This window comes from Mesopusillimonas faecipullorum (assembly GCF_020539505.1).
GTDB classification, from domain to species: domain Bacteria; phylum Pseudomonadota; class Gammaproteobacteria; order Burkholderiales; family Burkholderiaceae_B; genus Mesopusillimonas; species Mesopusillimonas faecipullorum.
On the sequence record NZ_JACDXW010000003.1, the window covers coordinates 264,710 to 281,599 of the forward strand.

Here is a 16,890-nt window from a genome sequence, read left to right on the forward strand (position 1 = left end):
TCATCCGCCATGCCCACGATTCAACGCTTCAATTCGCAAGACCCAGGCTTCGAGCAAGCCCTGCGCACGCTTCTGGCTTTCGACGCCGAACAAGACGAGTCCATCGAACGCGTCGTTCATGAACTGCTGGCCGACATACGCCATCGTGGCGACGAAGCCTTGCTAGAGCACACCCGCCGCCTGGACCGCGTACAAGCCGATAGCGTGGCCGAACTTGAGATCCCCCGCAGCGAGTGGCTGGCAGCCTTGAATGGCCTGCCTAAGGCTCAGCGTGAAGCGCTGGAGCAGGCTGCCGAGCGCGTACGTCGTTACCACGAACATCAGCGCACAGAAAGCTGGTCTTACACCGAAGCCGACGGCAGCATGCTGGGTCAACAGATCACGCCGCTGGATCGCGTAGGGCTATACGTGCCCGGGGGCAAGGCTGCTTATCCTTCTTCCGTGTTGATGAACGCCATTCCCGCCAAGGTGGCAGGCGTCCCCGAAGTCGTCATGGTGACCCCCACACCGGGCGGGCAGCGCAACCCTATCGTGCTGGCAGCCGCTGCCATCGCCGGCGTTGACCGCGCCTGGGCCATAGGCGGTGCTCAAGCCGTTGGGGCTTTGGCTTACGGCACGGCCTCCATTTCCCCCGTAGACAAAATCGTCGGCCCCGGCAATGCCTATGTCGCTGCCGCCAAACGTCGGGTTTTCGGTATTGTCGGCATAGACATGATTGCCGGCCCCAGCGAAATCCTGATCATCGCCGACGGCAGCACCCCAGCCGACTGGGTGGCCATGGATCTGTTCTCGCAAGCCGAGCACGATGAACTCGCGCAATCCATTCTGTTGTGCCCCGACGCCGCTTACCTTGACGCTGTGCACGAAGCCATCGAGCGCCTACTGCCTCAAATGGCCCGCGTCGACATCCTGCGTCAAAGCCTTTCCAAGCGGGGCGCCCTGATACAAGTCAGCTCGCTAGACGAAGCTTGCGAGATTGCCAACACCATTGCCCCCGAACACCTGGAAATATCCACCCGCGACGCCGAGCAATGGGCCAAGAAAATTCGCCATGCAGGCGCGATTTTTCTGGGGGCCTATACTTCAGAGTCCCTGGGCGATTATTGCGCAGGGCCCAACCACGTTCTGCCCACGGCGCGCACTGCACGCTTTTCTTCCCCGCTGGGCGTGTATGATTTCCAAAAGCGCAGCAGCCTGATCTCTATCTCACGAGCAGGCGCCCAAACGCTGGGGCGCATCGCCTCCACTTTGGCACACGGCGAAAGCCTGCAGGCTCACGCCCGCAGCGCCGAGTACCGACTGGACCCCTGAGCCTCTTTTTTTTCTTGCCATGCGTACCGCCGAAATTACCCGCAACACCAACGAAACGCGCATCCGTGCCTGTATCAACCTTGATGGCACGGGCCGTCAGTCCATTCAAACGGGCGTGCCATTTCTGGATCACATGATCGACCAGATCGCGCGTCACGGACTGATCGACCTCGACGTCCAATGTGACGGCGACACCCACATCGACGACCACCACACGGTGGAAGACGTCGGCATTACGCTGGGCCAAGCCTTTGCCAAAGCGGTAGGCGACAAATCCGGCCTGCGTCGTTATGGCCATGCTTACGTGCCCCTGGACGAAGCCCTGACCCGCGTCGTGGTCGACCTGTCCGGACGCCCTGGTTTGTTCTACGAAGTGCCCTACACTCGGGCCCGCATCGGTAACTTCGATGTTGATCTGGCTCGCGAATTTTTCCAAGGCTTCGTCAATCACGCCCTGATTACGCTGCATATCGATAACCTCAAGGGCTTTAATGCCCACCACCAGTGCGAAACGGTGTTCAAGGCTTTTGGGCGTGCACTACGTGCCGCCACCGAGCCCGATCCTCGCAACGTTGGCGTTGTCCCGTCCACCAAGGGCGTCCTGTAACCCTAACTACTCTCTCATCGTGAGTTCGATTGCCATCGTTGATTACGGCATGGGTAACTTCCACTCGGTGGCACGCGCGCTTCGCGCGGCTGCTCCCGAGGCGGACGTACGTATCTGCCGCCAGCCTGCCGAAATTCTAAGTGCTTCACGCATCGTGTTTCCAGGCCAGGGAGCCATGCCCGACTGCATGCGCACGCTACGCGAGTCCGGCTTGCTCGATGCTGTATTGCAAGCCGCACGCAGCAAACCCTTGCTAGGGGTTTGCGTGGGGGAGCAAATGCTCTTCTCGCGCAGTGAAGAAGGCGACACCCCCTGCCTGGACTTATTCCCTGGGCAGGTCAAACGCTTTGCCGGCCCCGCTTTTGCAGCACCCGCCGCCGGCCAAAACCCAGGCATTCAGCTGAAAGTGCCTCATATGGGCTGGAACCGCGTCAAGCAAGTTCGCCCACATGCGCTATGGAAAGACATAGAAGACGACGCACATTTTTATTTTGTGCATAGCTACTACGCACAACCGACCGACCCCGCTCTTACGGTAGGCCAAAGCGATTACGGGGTAAGCTTTGCCTGTGCAGTAGCGCAAGATAATATTTTTGCAGTGCAGTTTCATCCGGAAAAAAGCGCCGCGGCAGGGCTACGCCTATATCGCAATTTTGCGAACTGGCAGCCGTAACGCTTTTTTATTAACCTTCCAGTTATACAACCCTGTTTGGTCTACAGACCCTCTCCATCATGCTTCTCATTCCTGCTATCGACCTCAAAGACGGACAATGTGTACGCCTGCGCCAGGGCGATCTAGGCGATGCCACGATTTTCTCCGAAAACCCCGCCGCCATGGCAGCACAATGGCTGGAGCAAGGCGCACGCCGCCTGCACCTGGTCGATCTAAACGGCGCAGTTGCCGGCAAGCCCAAGAACCAGGCCGCCATTCAAGGCATACTGGACGAGTTGGATAACGAGATCCCGGTACAGATCGGTGGCGGCATTCGCGACCTCGACACCATCGAGCGTTATCTCGATATGGGCTTGTCTTATGTCATCATCGGTACCGCCGCTGTCAAAGACCCCGGTTTCCTGCGCGACGCCTGCAGCGCCTTTCCTGACAACATCATCGTGGGCCTGGACGCCCGCGACGGCAAGGTCGCCACTGACGGCTGGAGCAAACTGACCAAGCACGACATTCTGGATATTGCCCGCAAGTTCGAAGACTACGGCTGCCAATCCATTATTTACACCGATATCGGCCGCGACGGCATGCTCACCGGCGTTAACATCGAAGCCACGGTCAAGCTGGCTCGCCATGTCAATATTCCGGTCATCGCTTCAGGCGGGGTCACCAACCTGGACGACATTCGCGCACTTTGCGAAGTCGAGCACGAAGGGGTGGAAGGCGCCATTTTGGGCCGCAGCATCTACGAAGGCACGCTGGACTTCGCCGAAGCCCAGCAACTGGCTGACGACCTGGACGCATCATGAGCCAGGATTCTAACGCCGCCGACAGCAACCTGACCTGCCGTATCATTCCCTGCCTTGACGTCACGGCAGGCCGCGTGGTCAAGGGCGTTAATTTCGTCAATCTGGTCGACGCCGGCGATCCCGTGGAAATCGCTCGTCGCTACAATGAGCAGGGTGCAGACGAACTCACTTTCCTCGACATCACCGCCACCAGCGACGGTCGCGACCTGATTCTGCCCATCATCGAAGCGGTCGCTTCCCAAGTCTTCATCCCCCTAACCGTGGGTGGAGGCGTGCGCCAAGTCGCCGACATCCAGCGTTTGCTTAACGCCGGTGCCGACAAAGTCTCCATCAACAGCGCCGCCATCAGCAACCCTGAACTCGTGCGCGACGCCGCTCAGTATCACGGCTCTCAGTGCATAGTCGTAGCCCTGGACGCACGCCGCGTGTCAGCCGAAGGCGAACCCGCGCGTTGGGAAATCTTTACCCACGGCGGTCGTCGCGCCACGGGCCTGGATGCAGTAGAGTGGGCTCGCAAAATGGCCGACTACGGTGCGGGCGAGCTTCTGGTTACCAGCATGGACCGTGACGGCACCAAAGCCGGTTTCGACCTCGAACTGACTCGGGCCATCTCCGATGCGGTGTCCATTCCCGTCATCGCCTCAGGTGGCGTAGGCTCGCTTGAGCACCTGGCCGACGGCATTACCGAAGGCCATGCCAGTGCCGTGCTGGCTGCCAGCATTTTCCACTATGGCCAGCACACCGTTCGCGAAGCCAAGCAGTTCCTCGCCGAAAAAGGCATAAAGGTTCGCCTGTGAGCACGACTCCCCGCCCCGCCTGGCTAAACGAAGTGGTGTTCGATGCCCAAGGGCTGGTGCCTGTCATCGCTCAAGATCACCAGACAGGCGATGTACTGATGGTGGCTTGGGCTAACACCGAAGCGCTTCAAGAAACCGCCGCTTCACGGCGCGCGGTTTACTGGTCGCGCTCGCGCAAGCGCCTGTGGCGCAAGGGCGAAGAATCCGGCCACGTCCAACAGGTGCACGACATCCGCCTAGACTGCGACGGCGATGTCGTACTACTTAAGGTCGAACAGATTGGCGGTATCGCCTGCCACACTGGGCGCCGGGACTGCTTCTTTCGCCAACTGCAACAGACCGACAGCGGCCCTAGCTGGGAAACCGTCGAGCCCGTACTTAAAGACCCAAAGCAAATTTACCGATGACTACGCCCGCCACCACCGATCTGCTGGCCCGCTTGGCCGACACTCTGGAAACTCGCCGCCCCGACCAAGGCGGAGACCCGGCAAGCTCGTATGTGGCGAAGCTGCTGGCCAAAGGCCCCGATGCTTTTCTCAAGAAAATCGGTGAAGAAGCCACAGAACTGGTCATGGCCGCTAAAGACGGCGTGCCCGAGCGCATTGTTTCCGAAACCGCCGATTTGTGGTTTCATACCCTCGTCTTATTGACCCATTACAATCTGCGACCCGAAGACGTTTTAAACGAACTGGCACGGCGTGAAGGGCTTTCCGGCCTAGACGAAAAAGCCAGCCGCAGCGCCTCGTAAGGCAAGCCTTGCACATCCCGTTTAGAATACTCTTCATACCTCTGCAAACGTCATAACCCGCAGCCTCGTCCCAGCAGGCTGCTCACGGAGACCAATATGGGAAGCTTCAGTATTTGGCACTGGCTCATCGTTCTTGTCATCGTCGCTCTTGTGTTCGGCACCAAAAAGCTGCGCAACGTCGGTGAAGACCTTGGTGGTGCAGTCAAAGGCTTCAAAAAAGGCATGCACGATGCCGCTGCCGACCCCGCCGCACAGCCCGAAAGCCTTTCCGAAGGCAAGCCTCAGGCCGACACCATCGACGTGCAAGCCCAAGAAAAGAAAGAATCCTGATTTGGCCGCATGCCATGTCAGCCTTGTGCCTCTAGCCTGCATACGCCATGTTTGACGTCAGCTTTACCGAACTCCTCATCATAGCCATGGTTGCGCTGGTCGTCATCGGGCCCGAAAAACTACCCAAAGTGGCGCGCACCGTCGGCCACCTGCTGGGTCGTGCGCAGCGCTACGTCAACGACGTAAAACGCGACATCAAGCAAGAAATGGATGAAGCGGGTGCTGGCTCTCTGGGCGACCTGAAGAAAGAAATGGAAGAAGCCGCCCAGTCGGTCAAGCAATCGGTGGACAACACAACCCGCTCTTTGCGCAACCCGCTGGCTGAAGCCCAGGAAGCCATGCGCAAGGCCGAAGCCTCTGTCAACGAAACCATGGCCGGCCTGCCTGGTTCAACAGCGCCGGCCAGTTCGTCCACTGAAGCCGCATCCGACTCCCCCGCGCTGCCCGAACAGGTCAGCCCAGACACTCCTTCCGCGCCCGGCCAGGCGTCCGAGGCCAAGCCGTGACCCAGGAAGACAGCTTTATTTCCCATCTGGTCGAGCTACGTACGCGCCTGTTGCGCGCTATCGTGGCCGTGCTGGGCTTTTTCGTAGTGCTGTGCATCTATCCCGGTGCGTCCGCCATCTACGACATCCTGGCCCAGCCTATGCTGAATTCCCTCCCCGAGGGTACGCGCATGATTGCCACGGGCGTCATCACGCCCTTCATGGTGCCTATCAAGGTGACTTTGCTGGCCTCGTTCGTGCTCGCGCTGCCCATCGTTTTATATCAAGCCTGGGCGTTTGTCGCGCCAGGGCTTTATCAGCACGAACAGCGCCTGGCCTTGCCGCTTATTTTGTCCAGCACGCTGCTGTTCATTGCGGGCATGACGTTCTGCTACTTTGTCGTTTTCCGTACGGTATTTCACTTTATTGCCGGTTTCGCGCCTCAATCCATTACGCCGGCCCCCGACATCGAAGCCTATGTCAGCTTTGTGCTGACCATGTTCGTGGCCTTTGGCATCACTTTCGAAGTGCCGGTTGCGGTGGTTCTGCTGGTAAAGAGCGGCGCGGTTTCGGTTGAAAAACTGCGTGCCGCCCGGGGTTACGTCATCGTCGGCGCCTTTGTCATTGCCGCCGTGGTCACGCCGCCCGATGTCGTCAGCCAGTTCATGCTGGCTGTGCCGCTATGTTTGCTGTTTGAGGTCGGCCTCATTATTTCCAGCAGGCTTAAATCCACGAAACCCAGCGCCGGCGAAGTGATAGAGTAAAAAAGCTATGGCTGCGCCTTGCTGTTCTGAGGCGGGCGCTGCCCCACTTTCACCTCTACCTCACGCTCCTTGCCATCGCGCAATATTTTCAGGCGGGTGGTTTCGCCGGGTTGTAGCGGCGCAATACGGCTAAGGAAATCAATAGCGTCAATCAGCGCTTGACCATCCATCGCCAACACCACGTCTCCTACCTGTAAACGCGCCCGCGCGGCGGGGCCGTCTTTCAGAACGGCGGCAATAATCACCCCTCCCGCCGGTTGAATTTCAAAGGCTTCGGCCAAGTCCGTCGTCATGTCCTGAGGCTCTATGCCCAACCAGCCACGCGTGACATGCCCGTTTTCTACGATTTGCTCAAGTATGGTGCGTGCCGCAGCGGCGGGAATGGCAAAACCTATGCCCAGCGACCCGCCCGACTCGGAATAAATGGCCGTGTTGATACCCACCAGCCGCCCTTGGGTGTCGACAAGCGCACCGCCCGAGTTGCCGGGGTTGATGGCCGCATCCGTCTGGATGAAGTTCTCGTAAATATTGATGCCTAAGCGATTGCGGCCCAGCGCCGAGACTATCCCCATGGTGGTGGTTTGGCCCACGCCAAACGGGTTGCCTATGGCCAGCACAACGTCTCCTACCCGCAGCGCTGCGCCATCCCCAAAAGTAATGGCCGGCAGGTCTTGCATATCCAGTTTCAGTACCGCCAAATCGCTTTCTGGATCACTTCCTACGACGCGAGCGATACCGCGTCGGCCATCGGTCAACGCGACTTCGATCGCCTCTGCCGCCTCTACCACATGCTGATTGGTCAGCACATAGCCGTCGCTGCGCACAATGACGCCCGAACCCAGCGCGGTTGTGCGGCGCTGCTGGCTGAAGCCTGGGACATCGCGAAACAGTCGGGCCAAATCAGGATCGGCAAGCAAAGGCGCAATAGGCGTGCGCACCTGTTTACTGGTAAAAATATTCACGACCGCCGGCGCGGCGCGGGCCACGGCAGACGCGTACGAGGCAGCCAAAGGCCCACCGGCGGGCTTGGGAGCCTGGCGGCGTACCAGCCACTCCGGTTGCAGGGTAGAAACTATGAATAAAATACCCAGGCAAACCGTAACGGTCTGAGCGAACAGCAACCACAATCGACGCATAAGGCTTCCATCTGATGAATCACGTCACCACTAAAGAACTGGCATTATGGCTGGACGACACTCTGCAACCTCAGCGCTTTCGCGACTATTGCCCCAATGGCCTGCAAGTGGCGGGCAAATCGCAGATCAAGCGCGTGGTAACAGGAGTGACGGCTTCCATGGCGCTCTTGCAAGCCGCCATAGACCGCCAAGCCGATGCTTTGTTGGTGCACCATGGCTGGTTTTGGAAAAACGAGGATACTCGATTGATAGGCACCAGGCGCGAACGTATTGCCCTGGCCCTTAAACACGACTTGAACCTGTTTGCCTATCACCTGCCGCTGGATGCTCATCCCCAATTGGGTAACAACGCACAGCTTGGCAAGGTGTTGGGGTTGACTCCCGACCTTGACGCGCAAGGCGCCCCTATGACCTGTGGGCCGGACGGGCTGATCTGGTTGGGCCGCTGTGCGCCCGGCAACACCTTGCAAACCTTGGGTCGGCACGTGGCCCAGGCTTTGGGCCGCACGCCCCTGCTTATCGGGCCGAACGATCAAGCCGTCAGCCGAATCGCCTGGTGCACCGGTGGCGCGCAAGGCATGATGCAGGCCGCCGTAGATGCCGGCGCTCAGGTGTACCTGACGGGTGAGGCCTCGGAACCCAACTTTCATTTGGCCAACGAAACCGGCACCTCTTTTATTGCGGCGGGGCATCATGCTACCGAGCGATATGGCGTGCAGGCTTTAGGCCAAGCGGCGTCAGAGGCCTTAGGCATAGAGGTCGAGTTCATCGACCTACCCAACCCCATCTAGACTCACTTTTTGAGCAGGTCTCGGATTTCACGCAAGAGCACAACATCGTCGGGGGTAGCTGCGGGTGCTTCGGGCTCGGCCGGTGTTTCGTAGCGTGCGCGTGCTCGATTGACTGCCTTGACCATCAGGAACACCACAAAGGCCAGCAACAGGAAGTTGATGAAAACCGTGGCGAAGTTACCCCAAGCCAATACGTTACCGCCTGCCTCGACAATACCTTCAGCCGTCTGGGGGCCTGTGTAGTTTTCGGGGGCCTTGAGCACAAAGAACAAATTGGTGAAGTCGACTTGCCCCCCCAGTATGAAACTGATGATCGGCATGATGATGTCTCTGACGAGGGCATCGATGATTTTGCCGAAAGCGGCGCCAATGATGACCCCTACCGCGAGATCGACCATATTGCCCTTGATGGCAAACTCGCGGAATTCCCCAATGAACCCTTTTACATTGCTCATGCATACTCTCCTTGTATCGTTCGTAACACCCTACACAGCGGGTAACGCTATAATACGCGGTTGAAAGCACGTTAGAAATCATTGCACGACCAAGGTTTTACATCGACCATGCCCGGGAGCGGGCCTCAGCAAGGATAGAAAGAGAATGGGTCAGGAAAAATTGCAACTTGACGGTAACTCGCTGGGTGAAACGGCACTGGACGCCAATTTGCCACCCGATCCCTCCCGGCGCATGTGGATCACGACAGCCTGTGCCGCCGGCGGCGTAGCCGGTGCAGCCACGCTGGTACCCTTCGTCGGCTCATTCGCACCTTCCGATAAAGCACGCGCGGCGGGCGCTCCTGTCGAGCTCAACATCACCGACATTCCACCCGGCGAACTTCGCACCGTAGAATGGCGCGGCAAGCCGGTCTGGGTATTGCACCGCACCCCCGAACAACTTGCCACGCTCAGCGAAGACACCGCCGATCTCGCCGACCCCGACTCCACCCGTCCAGGCTACACCCCCGAATTCGCCAGAAACGAATACCGCTCACGTAAACCCGAGTACTTCGTGGCGGTAGGTATCTGTACCCATCTAGGCTGCTCGCCAACCCCCCACCTCTCCACCGCCGGCGGCCCTGGCTTGCCTCCAGGCTGGGAAGGCGGTTTCTTCTGTCCTTGTCATGGCTCGGCATTCGACCTTGCCGGTCGGGTTTTTAAAAACGTACCCGCACCCGACAACCTCGAAGTACCGCCCTATACATTCACCGCCGACGGCTCCACCGTCATCATCGGCGTTGACGAAGAAAACAAAGCGTAATCCGCACTTTTTTTACGCACATAGATAGATCAAAGGAAAGGAACCGTTCCCATGGCTGGCGACAAAACCGTCGAGACGACAGGTCTCCTAGGATGGATCGATAGGCGCTTCCCTCTGAGCAAGTTGTTCAAAGAACACATGTCAGAGTACTACGCGCCCAAAAACTTCAATTTCTGGTACTTCTTTGGTTCATTGGCCCTGCTGGTTCTGGTTCTCCAGATCGTCACCGGCATTTTCTTGGTCATGAACTACAAGCCCGACGGCAACCTGGCCTTTAATTCGGTCGAGTTCATCATGCGGGAGGTCCCCTGGGGCTGGTTGATCCGCTACATGCACTCCACCGGCGCATCGATGTTCTTCGTGGTGGTGTATCTGCATATGCTGCGGGGGCTGTTTTACGGCTCTTACCGCAAGCCGCGCGAACTCGTCTGGATCTTCGGCGTCGCCATTTTCCTCTGTCTGATGGGCGAAGCCTTCATGGGCTACTTGCTGCCTTGGGGGCAAATGTCGTACTGGGGCGCCCAGGTTATTGTCAACCTGTTCTCCGCCATCCCTTTCATCGGCCCTGAACTGTCCATCTGGATACGTGGTGACTACGTCGTCTCCGACGCCACCCTGAACCGCTTCTTCGCCTTCCACGTCATTGCCGTGCCCTTGGTGCTGATCGGTCTGGTCGTTGCACACATCATTGCTCTGCACGAAGTCGGCTCCAACAACCCAGACGGCGTTGAAATCAAGGCAGGCCCCAAAGACAGCAAAGGCCGTCCCATCGATGGCATTCCTTTCCATCCCTACTACTCGGTACACGACTTGGTGGGTGTGGCGGGCTTTCTTATCGTGTTTGCCGCCATTGTGTTCTTTGCTCCCGAAATGGGCGGCTACTTCCTCGAGTTCAATAACTTCATTCCAGCCGACCCCCTGAAGACGCCGCCGCATATTGCTCCGGTCTGGTACTTCACGCCGTTCTATTCCATGCTTCGCGCAATCACGGCCGACTTCACCTGGGTGCTGGCCGCAGCTTCGGTGTTGGGTGCTGCCGGCATCTTCATCAAGGGCAATCTGCGTGGCTTTTGGCGCTTGTTCTGGCCTGCCGTGCTGCTGGTCGTCGCCGTCCTGCTGCGTGTCATCGATGCAAAGTTCTGGGGTGTAGTCGCCATGGGCGGTGCCGTGGTTATCCTGTTCTTCCTGCCTTGGCTCGACCACTCGCCGGTTCGCTCCATTCGCTACCGCCCCACCTGGCATAAATATCTGTACGGCATCTTTATTGTCACTTTCCTGATCCTGGGGTACTTGGGCACGCAACCTCCCAGCCCGGTATTCAACCTGATGAGCCAGATCGGCACGCTGATCTACCTGGGCTTCTTCCTGCTCATGCCCATCTGGAGTCGCATCGGCACATTCAAGCCGGTTCCAGAGCGCATCACGTACCGCCCCCACTAGGCTCTCACTTAGGAACGATCATGATCAAAAAGCTGCTCGGCATTTTGGCCATTTCCCTGAGCTGTTCGGTAGCATTCGCTGCCGAGAGCGGCTATCAGCTGGAGAAGGCCCCCAACCGCATCAACGACCTGGCCGCCCTGCAAAACGGCGCCAAGCTCTTCGTCAACTACTGCATGGGCTGTCATAGCGCCAATGCGCTGCGCTATAACAAGCTCACTGAGTTGGGCCTTACCGAAGACGAAATCCGCAAGAACCTCATGTTCGCCTCCGACAAGATAGGCGACCTCATGACTATCGCCATGTCGCGTGGTGAGGGCACCAAATGGTTTGGCGCGCCTCCCCCCGACCTGTCCGTCATTGCGCGCGCCAAGTCCGTTAACTTGGGGCCCACCGGCGTCGACTATATCTATAACTTCATGCGCACTTTCTATCGCGACAACAGCAAGCTCACCGGTTGGGACAACGCTGTCTTCGCCAACCCCGCCATGCCTCACGCCCTCTGGACTGAGCAAGGCCCGATTACCTACGTTCGCACCAGCTTTGCACCCAAAGCCACCGACGACGGTAAAACCGAGTGGGTGCGCACCGTCACCACCTTCGACCCGCAGGGTTTCAAGGAAGTCGAAACTGAGGTCGTCGCCAACCATCGCGGTGGCGAAACCGTGCAGCACAGTTTCCAGTACGCCGACAGGTCCGCCCGTACTACGTTCGATAACAATGTCGCCGACCTGGCGAACTTCCTGGGCTGGATGGCCGAACCCAACCAGCTTTTCCGCAAGCGCCTGGGGGTTTGGGTCATTCTGTTCTTGGGCTTGTTTCTGGTAGTTGCATGGCGCTTGAACGCCGCCTACTGGAAGCACGTCAAGTAGGCCTTCGGGCCCAGCCAACGCCTGCTTGATCCAGCGGATCAGGCAGGCGCCATAAAATAGGCGTAAAGTAATACGCCTATTTCGTTTTTTTGCCGCCTCTTTTGACAGGGAAGCCACAACATGATGGTGCTCTACTCCGGGACGACCTGCCCGTTTTCACAACGCTGCCGTTTCGTGCTGTTCGAAAAAGGCATGGATTTCGAAATCCGTGACATCGATTTGTACAACAAGCCAGAAGACATCAATGTAATGAACCCATATGGCCAGGTACCCATATTGGTTGAACGTGATCTCATTCTGTACGAATCCAACATCATCAACGAATATATCGACGAGCGCTTTCCGCATCCGCAACTGATGCCCGCCGATCCGGTGATGCGTGCTCGCACACGCCTGTTTCTGTACAACTTCGAGAAAGAACTGTTTACCCACGTTTGCGTTCTTGAGAACCGCAGTACGTCCGACGAAAAACAGGTCGAAACTGCACGCAATGCCATCCGCGACCGCCTGTCGCAATTGGCCCCCATGCTGATCAAAAACAAGTTCATGCTGGGCGAAGAGTTCTCCATGCTGGATGTAGCGATGGCCCCACTACTGTGGCGCTTGGAGCACTACGGCATTGAACTGCCCAAGAGTGCCGCTCCTGTCCAGAAATACGCCGAGCGTATTTTCTCCCGTCCGGCCTACATAGAAGCCCTGACGCCATCCGAGAAAGTCATGCGCCGATAAACCGGCTATAGGGCGGCACCCATCTGGGGCCGCCCCGTTCCGTTCTAGGCCATGCGCCTTTTGTCCCGCCGAAAGCCATGCAAGAAACCTCTACCAAACCTTATCTAATTCGAGCCTTGCACGACTGGTGCACTGATAATGGCTACACCCCGCACATTGTCGTCACCGTAGATGCCAACACCGTTGTGCCCGTCGCGCACATTCACGACGGCCAGATCACACTAAACATTGGCACCTTGGCAACCCACAAGCTCGTCATCGGTAACGAGTACATAGAGTTCCAAGCCCGCTTCGGTGGCATTACCGAACAGATTTTCGTGCCCGTTGCTGCCGTATCGGCTATCTACGCTCGCGAAACCGGAGCCGGGATGGGCTTCGAGATCGCAGACTCCGCGCCTTATCCGGGCAGCCCTCTGGATACCGATCCCCACGAAGCCGAACACAGCCCCCCCTCTCCTCAGGCGTCTGCTACGGATGATGCGCCCGAGGGCGGCACCAAACGCCCCCACCTGACCATCGTGAAGTAAGCCCAGGCTTACTACGGCCCTCATCGTTCGCGCCATATACACCACGCATGGCAGCGCAGAAATCCTCTATAGCATGACACCCGTACAGCCCGCCAGGCGACCGGGCCGCCCAGTAGGCGACCGGGACACTCGCAACCTGATTCTTGACGAAGCCGAGCAGTTGTTTGCCTATCAGGGCTATGCTTCTACGTCCACACGCACCATCGCAGCTGCGGCCGGGGTCCAGCAATCCATGATTTCGTACTATTTCGGCACCAAGCAGAAATTGTTCGAAGAGGTCTTCAAGCGTCGCGGTACGCTTCTGAGCGAGCAACGCGAACAATACCTGGATGCTTTGATGGCGCGCACGGAGGGCAAACCTTCAGTACACGAAGTCATTGCTGCCTACCTTAAGCCACAGTTCGACCTTAAACGCAGCGGCCCCGCCGGGCTTGCCTTCATGCGTCTGCAGGCCCGTCTTCACAACGAACCTGAAGAACTGGCTTTTCGTCTGCGCCGCGAAGTCTACGACCCCTCTACCAAGCGCTATATCGCTGCGCTGGAAGCCTTGCTGCCGCACATCAATCCTGCCGATTTGAATTGGCGTTTCGCTTTTCTGGTGGGCACCTATCTGTACATGCTCGCCGGCGTCGACCGTCTGCACGATATGTCGGACGGTCGCTACGAGTCCGACGACATGAACGAGCTGGTGGCCCAACTGACCCATTTCCTGGCCAGCGGCATTCAAGCCGAGACCACGCCCGCCGCCGTGCGCGACCTGACCCACGGCGAAACATTCCCTTTATTTTCGGGTAATCCCTAGGCCTTCATGCGCCGCTGCACGGCCAGTTAAGCCGACTTGTCCCCTATAATCAGTCAATCGAACAATAAACTTGTTCATCCGTTGTCATGGCTGCACGCCTTGCCAGGGTGTGCCGGCCTGCTACGTATCCCTACGACCACGCCACAAGGACGACACCCGCATGACTTCCAGCAGCACCTTTCTGTACGGCGCCAACGTACGCGCCAACGGTATTCGCCAACACTATCTACGCTACGGCGGCAAGGGCCCCGCACTGATTCTGGTACCCGGCATCACCAGCCCGGCCCCCACTTGGGGCTTCGTGGCCGAGCGTCTGGGCCAGCAATACGACACCTACGTACTCGACGTGCGTGGGCGCGGTCTCTCCGAAACGGTTCCCGGCATGGATTACAGCTTGGCCGCCTGCGCCCAAGACGTGGGAGCCTTCGCTCAAGCACTGGGCCTGAAAGACTACATCCTGGTCGGGCACTCCATGGGTGGGCGCATAGGTGCACTGGTGGCTGCCAACCATGCAGAAGGCCTGTCTCGTTTGGTTATGGTCGATCCGCCCGTCTCAGGCCCGGGTCGTCGCGCCTATCCATCCAAAATAGACTGGTACGTCGACTCTATTCGCTTGATGACTGCAGGCGAACCCTGGGAACGCTTGCGCGACTTCTCACCCACCTGGACAGACGAAGAAGTCCGCTTGCGTGGCGAGTGGTTGCACACCTGCAATGAAGACGCCATTGTGCAGTCTTACAACGAATTCCATACCACCGACATGCATGTACATCTGCCTCAGATCAAAGTGCCCACTATGCTGATGGTGGCAGGCAAAGGCGGTGTTATCGAAGCCAAAGACATCGAAGAGATCCAACAACTGGTTCCTGGGATCAAGGTTGATCACGTTCCCAAAGCCGGCCATATGATTCCTTGGGATGATCTCGAAGGCTTCTTTGATTCCTTGAACACCTTTTTACCTACCAAGGTTTAAAGCCCGTAGTTTGAAAAGGCCGCCCGTTAAAAGCAGTAAAGGCGGCTCATCTTAATGGCGGTTTTTACCGGCCATAAATTAATCAAACAACCGAATAAGGAGGCTTTCATGGCCGTTAGTGATTCCGACATGATCCGTGCGTGGACTCAGGTCCTGACGCTTTCCAAGCTTCAACCCGGGCAGATCGTCACGATACTGACCGGCGAAGGCACGCATCCGCAAAACCTGCGTACGGCAGAAATCGCCGCGACAACTATGGGTGCGGTCGTCAGCCGCTTGTACCTGCCGCCGGTCAATGGTGAAAAATCGCTCAGCCGCGACCCGCTCGCTTATCTGGGCACAACACCGTTAACCGGCAATGCCGCCGCTATCGCAGCCCTTAAGGCCAGCGATCTGGTGCTCGACCTGATGACGCTGCTGTTCTCGCCCGAACAACACGATATCTTGGCCTCGGGCACCAAAATTCTGCTGGCAGTCGAGCCACCCGAAATTCTGGCCCGTATCGTCCCAACCATCGAGGACTACCACCGCGTAAAAGCAGGTGCCGCGTTGCTGGAAAACAAGAAAGTGATGCACGTTACCTCTCCCGCCGGTACCGACATTCGGCTACCCATGGGTGAGTTTCCCGTGGTTAAGGAGTACGGCTTTGTGGAAGAACCCGGGCGCTGGGATCATTGGCCCAGCGGCTTTTTCTTTACCTTCCCTAACGAAGGCCAGTCGCAAGGCCGCATCGTCATCGACAAGGGCGATATTCTGCTGCCCCAGAAATACTATGTCAGCACGCCAATTACTCTGACGGTGAAAGACGGTTTTGCTACCGATATCGAAGGCGATATCGACGCCGAGCTGCTGCGCGAATACACCGCTTCATTCAATGACCCCGAGGCCTATGCCATCTCGCACATAGGATGGGGGCTGCAGACACGCGCTTACTGGAACACCCTCAGCCTTTACGATCGCGAAGCCACCATAGGCATGGACGCACGCGCTTTCAACGGCAACTTCCTGTTTTCGCTAGGGCCCAACAACGAAGCCGGCGGTAGCCGCACCACCACCTGCCACATCGACATCCCTTTGCGTAACTGCACCATAGACGTCGACGGCACCGTGGTCGTCAAGGACGGCAAGGTCCTGGAAGAGCTGATGGATTATCAGCGCAGCACCCCAGCCAAATAAAGGAGCTTCTCTCGTGTCTAACGAAAATGCCGTTTTCTCGCAGCAAGGCTTTGGCGCCAGCCTGGGTCTACAAGCGCCTTTCGGTCTTTTACTGATCGACTTCGTCAACGGTTTTGCCGACCCGGCTGTTTTCGGTGGCGGTAATATTCCAGAAGCCATAGAGCGCAGCAAAGGTTTGCTTGCAAGCGCACGTCAGCGGGGCTGGCCCATTGCCCACAGCCGCATCGTTTACCAAGACGATGACAGCGACGCCAATATTTTCAGTGCCAAGGTACCCACCATGCTTGGCCTGAAAGAGGACAGTCCAGGTAGCCAGATCGTGCCGGAATTGGCACCTGAGCGCGGAGAGTACGTGGTACGCAAAAACGTGCCTTCGGCATTCTTCGGCACCGACTTGGCGCCTTGGCTGACCCAGCGTGGTGTCAAAACCCTGATCATAGGCGGCGCCGTCACCAGCGGCTGTGTGCGTGCTAGCGTGGTAGACGCCATGTGCTGGGGTTTCCGCCCTATCGTCGTCTCTGACTGCGTCGGAGACCGGGCCATTGCGCCGCATGACGCCAGTCTGTTCGACATGGGCCAGAAGTACGCCGACGTCATGACACGCGACGCCTTGCTGGCCGGCCTGCCCGCCTAAGCATACGTCCGCACGGGGTTGGCACCCTGCCAACCCCG

General features: G+C 58.1%; 22 protein-coding genes. 20 read left to right on the plus strand and 2 right to left on the minus strand.

Going from position 1 to position 16,890, the window contains the following annotated elements; genetic code table 11:
• The first annotated feature begins 9 nt into the window (after positions 1-9).
• From hisD to tatC, 10 genes are all read left to right on the plus strand, one after another.
• Positions 10-1,311 carry a histidinol dehydrogenase gene (hisD, locus tag H0484_RS07715; protein WP_226953971.1) on the plus strand — a complete coding sequence of 434 codons (1,302 nt, stop codon included), beginning with the start codon at positions 10-12 and terminating at the stop codon, positions 1,309-1,311.
• A gap of 19 nt (positions 1,312-1,330) precedes the next feature.
• Positions 1,331-1,918, plus strand: coding sequence for an imidazoleglycerol-phosphate dehydratase HisB (gene hisB, locus H0484_RS07720; protein ID WP_226953972.1), 588 nt, complete (start codon positions 1,331-1,333; stop codon positions 1,916-1,918).
• A gap of 19 nt (positions 1,919-1,937) precedes the next feature.
• On the plus strand, positions 1,938-2,591 hold the full coding sequence (gene hisH, locus H0484_RS07725; protein ID WP_226953973.1) for an imidazole glycerol phosphate synthase subunit HisH: 654 nt from the start codon (positions 1,938-1,940) through the stop codon (positions 2,589-2,591).
• Positions 2,592-2,650: 59 nt separating this feature from the next.
• A complete protein-coding gene (hisA, locus tag H0484_RS07730) occupies positions 2,651-3,394 on the plus strand; it encodes a 1-(5-phosphoribosyl)-5-[(5-phosphoribosylamino)methylideneamino]imidazole-4-carboxamide isomerase (RefSeq protein ID WP_226953975.1) in 744 nt (247 codons plus the stop codon).
• Entirely contained in the window at positions 3,391-4,191 is an 801-nt protein-coding gene (hisF, locus tag H0484_RS07735; protein ID WP_226953976.1) for an imidazole glycerol phosphate synthase subunit HisF, read from the plus strand. Before hisA ends, hisF begins: the two co-directional genes overlap by 4 nt.
• Positions 4,188-4,598, plus strand: coding sequence for a phosphoribosyl-AMP cyclohydrolase (hisI, locus tag H0484_RS07740; protein ID WP_226953979.1), 411 nt, complete (start codon positions 4,188-4,190; stop codon positions 4,596-4,598). Before hisF ends, hisI begins: the two co-directional genes overlap by 4 nt.
• The gene (locus tag H0484_RS07745; protein WP_226953980.1) at positions 4,595-4,939 is read left to right on the plus strand and encodes a phosphoribosyl-ATP diphosphatase; all 345 of its coding nucleotides are present in this window, start codon (positions 4,595-4,597) and stop codon (positions 4,937-4,939) included. The genes hisI and H0484_RS07745 overlap by 4 nt, the downstream gene beginning before the upstream one ends.
• A 96-nt stretch (positions 4,940-5,035) precedes the next feature.
• Positions 5,036-5,269 carry a Sec-independent protein translocase subunit TatA gene (gene tatA / locus H0484_RS07750; protein ID WP_226953984.1) on the plus strand — a complete coding sequence of 78 codons (234 nt, stop codon included), beginning with the start codon at positions 5,036-5,038 and terminating at the stop codon, positions 5,267-5,269.
• Positions 5,270-5,316: 47 nt separating this feature from the next.
• Complete coding sequence (gene tatB, locus H0484_RS07755) at positions 5,317-5,775, plus strand: Sec-independent protein translocase protein TatB (RefSeq protein ID WP_226953987.1); 459 nt, start codon at positions 5,317-5,319, stop codon at positions 5,773-5,775.
• The gene (tatC, locus tag H0484_RS07760) at positions 5,772-6,518 is read left to right on the plus strand and encodes a twin-arginine translocase subunit TatC (protein ID WP_226953988.1); all 747 of its coding nucleotides are present in this window, start codon (positions 5,772-5,774) and stop codon (positions 6,516-6,518) included. The genes tatB and tatC overlap by 4 nt, the downstream gene beginning before the upstream one ends.
• A gap of 5 nt (positions 6,519-6,523) precedes the next feature.
• Here tatC and H0484_RS07765 read toward each other — a convergent pair whose 3' ends face one another.
• A complete protein-coding gene (locus H0484_RS07765; RefSeq protein ID WP_226953989.1) occupies positions 6,524-7,654 on the minus strand; it encodes a S1C family serine protease in 1,131 nt (376 codons plus the stop codon).
• A 14-nt stretch (positions 7,655-7,668) separates the two neighbouring features.
• Here H0484_RS07765 and H0484_RS07770 point away from each other — a divergent pair, with 14 nt between their 5' ends.
• On the plus strand, positions 7,669-8,445 hold the full coding sequence (locus tag H0484_RS07770; protein WP_226953993.1) for a Nif3-like dinuclear metal center hexameric protein: 777 nt from the start codon (positions 7,669-7,671) through the stop codon (positions 8,443-8,445).
• 2 nt (positions 8,446-8,447) lie between these two features.
• Here the strand turns inward: H0484_RS07770 and mscL are convergent, their stop codons facing one another.
• A complete protein-coding gene (gene mscL, locus H0484_RS07775) occupies positions 8,448-8,900 on the minus strand; it encodes a large conductance mechanosensitive channel protein MscL (protein ID WP_226953995.1) in 453 nt (150 codons plus the stop codon).
• Positions 8,901-9,045: 145 nt separating this feature from the next.
• Between mscL and petA the strand changes: the two genes are divergently transcribed.
• From petA to H0484_RS07820, 9 genes are all read left to right on the plus strand, one after another.
• Complete coding sequence (gene petA / locus H0484_RS07780) at positions 9,046-9,702, plus strand: ubiquinol-cytochrome c reductase iron-sulfur subunit (protein WP_226953996.1); 657 nt, start codon at positions 9,046-9,048, stop codon at positions 9,700-9,702.
• A 51-nt stretch (positions 9,703-9,753) separates the two neighbouring features.
• Positions 9,754-11,142 carry a cytochrome b gene (locus H0484_RS07785; protein WP_226954000.1) on the plus strand — a complete coding sequence of 463 codons (1,389 nt, stop codon included), beginning with the start codon at positions 9,754-9,756 and terminating at the stop codon, positions 11,140-11,142.
• A 20-nt stretch (positions 11,143-11,162) separates the two neighbouring features.
• Positions 11,163-12,011, plus strand: coding sequence for a cytochrome c1 (locus H0484_RS07790; RefSeq protein ID WP_226954002.1), 849 nt, complete (start codon positions 11,163-11,165; stop codon positions 12,009-12,011).
• 120 nt (positions 12,012-12,131) lie between these two features.
• Positions 12,132-12,740, plus strand: a complete 609-nt coding sequence (locus tag H0484_RS07795; protein ID WP_226954003.1) for a glutathione S-transferase N-terminal domain-containing protein — start codon at positions 12,132-12,134, stop codon at positions 12,738-12,740.
• Positions 12,741-12,817: 77 nt separating this feature from the next.
• Positions 12,818-13,267, plus strand: a complete 450-nt coding sequence (locus tag H0484_RS07800) for a ClpXP protease specificity-enhancing factor (protein WP_226954004.1) — start codon at positions 12,818-12,820, stop codon at positions 13,265-13,267.
• Positions 13,268-13,340: 73 nt separating this feature from the next.
• Positions 13,341-14,069: a TetR/AcrR family transcriptional regulator gene (locus H0484_RS07805; RefSeq protein ID WP_226954006.1), complete on the plus strand. Its 729-nt coding sequence runs from the start codon at positions 13,341-13,343 to the stop codon at positions 14,067-14,069.
• Between the two features lie 160 nt (positions 14,070-14,229).
• Entirely contained in the window at positions 14,230-15,042 is an 813-nt protein-coding gene (locus H0484_RS07810; RefSeq protein ID WP_226954007.1) for an alpha/beta fold hydrolase, read from the plus strand.
• A 108-nt stretch (positions 15,043-15,150) separates the two neighbouring features.
• The gene (locus H0484_RS07815; protein WP_226954009.1) at positions 15,151-16,218 is read left to right on the plus strand and encodes a 2,5-dihydroxypyridine 5,6-dioxygenase; all 1,068 of its coding nucleotides are present in this window, start codon (positions 15,151-15,153) and stop codon (positions 16,216-16,218) included.
• 13 nt (positions 16,219-16,231) lie between these two features.
• Complete coding sequence (locus H0484_RS07820; protein WP_226954010.1) at positions 16,232-16,852, plus strand: N-carbamoylsarcosine amidohydrolase; 621 nt, start codon at positions 16,232-16,234, stop codon at positions 16,850-16,852.
• Positions 16,853-16,890 lie beyond the last annotated feature (38 nt).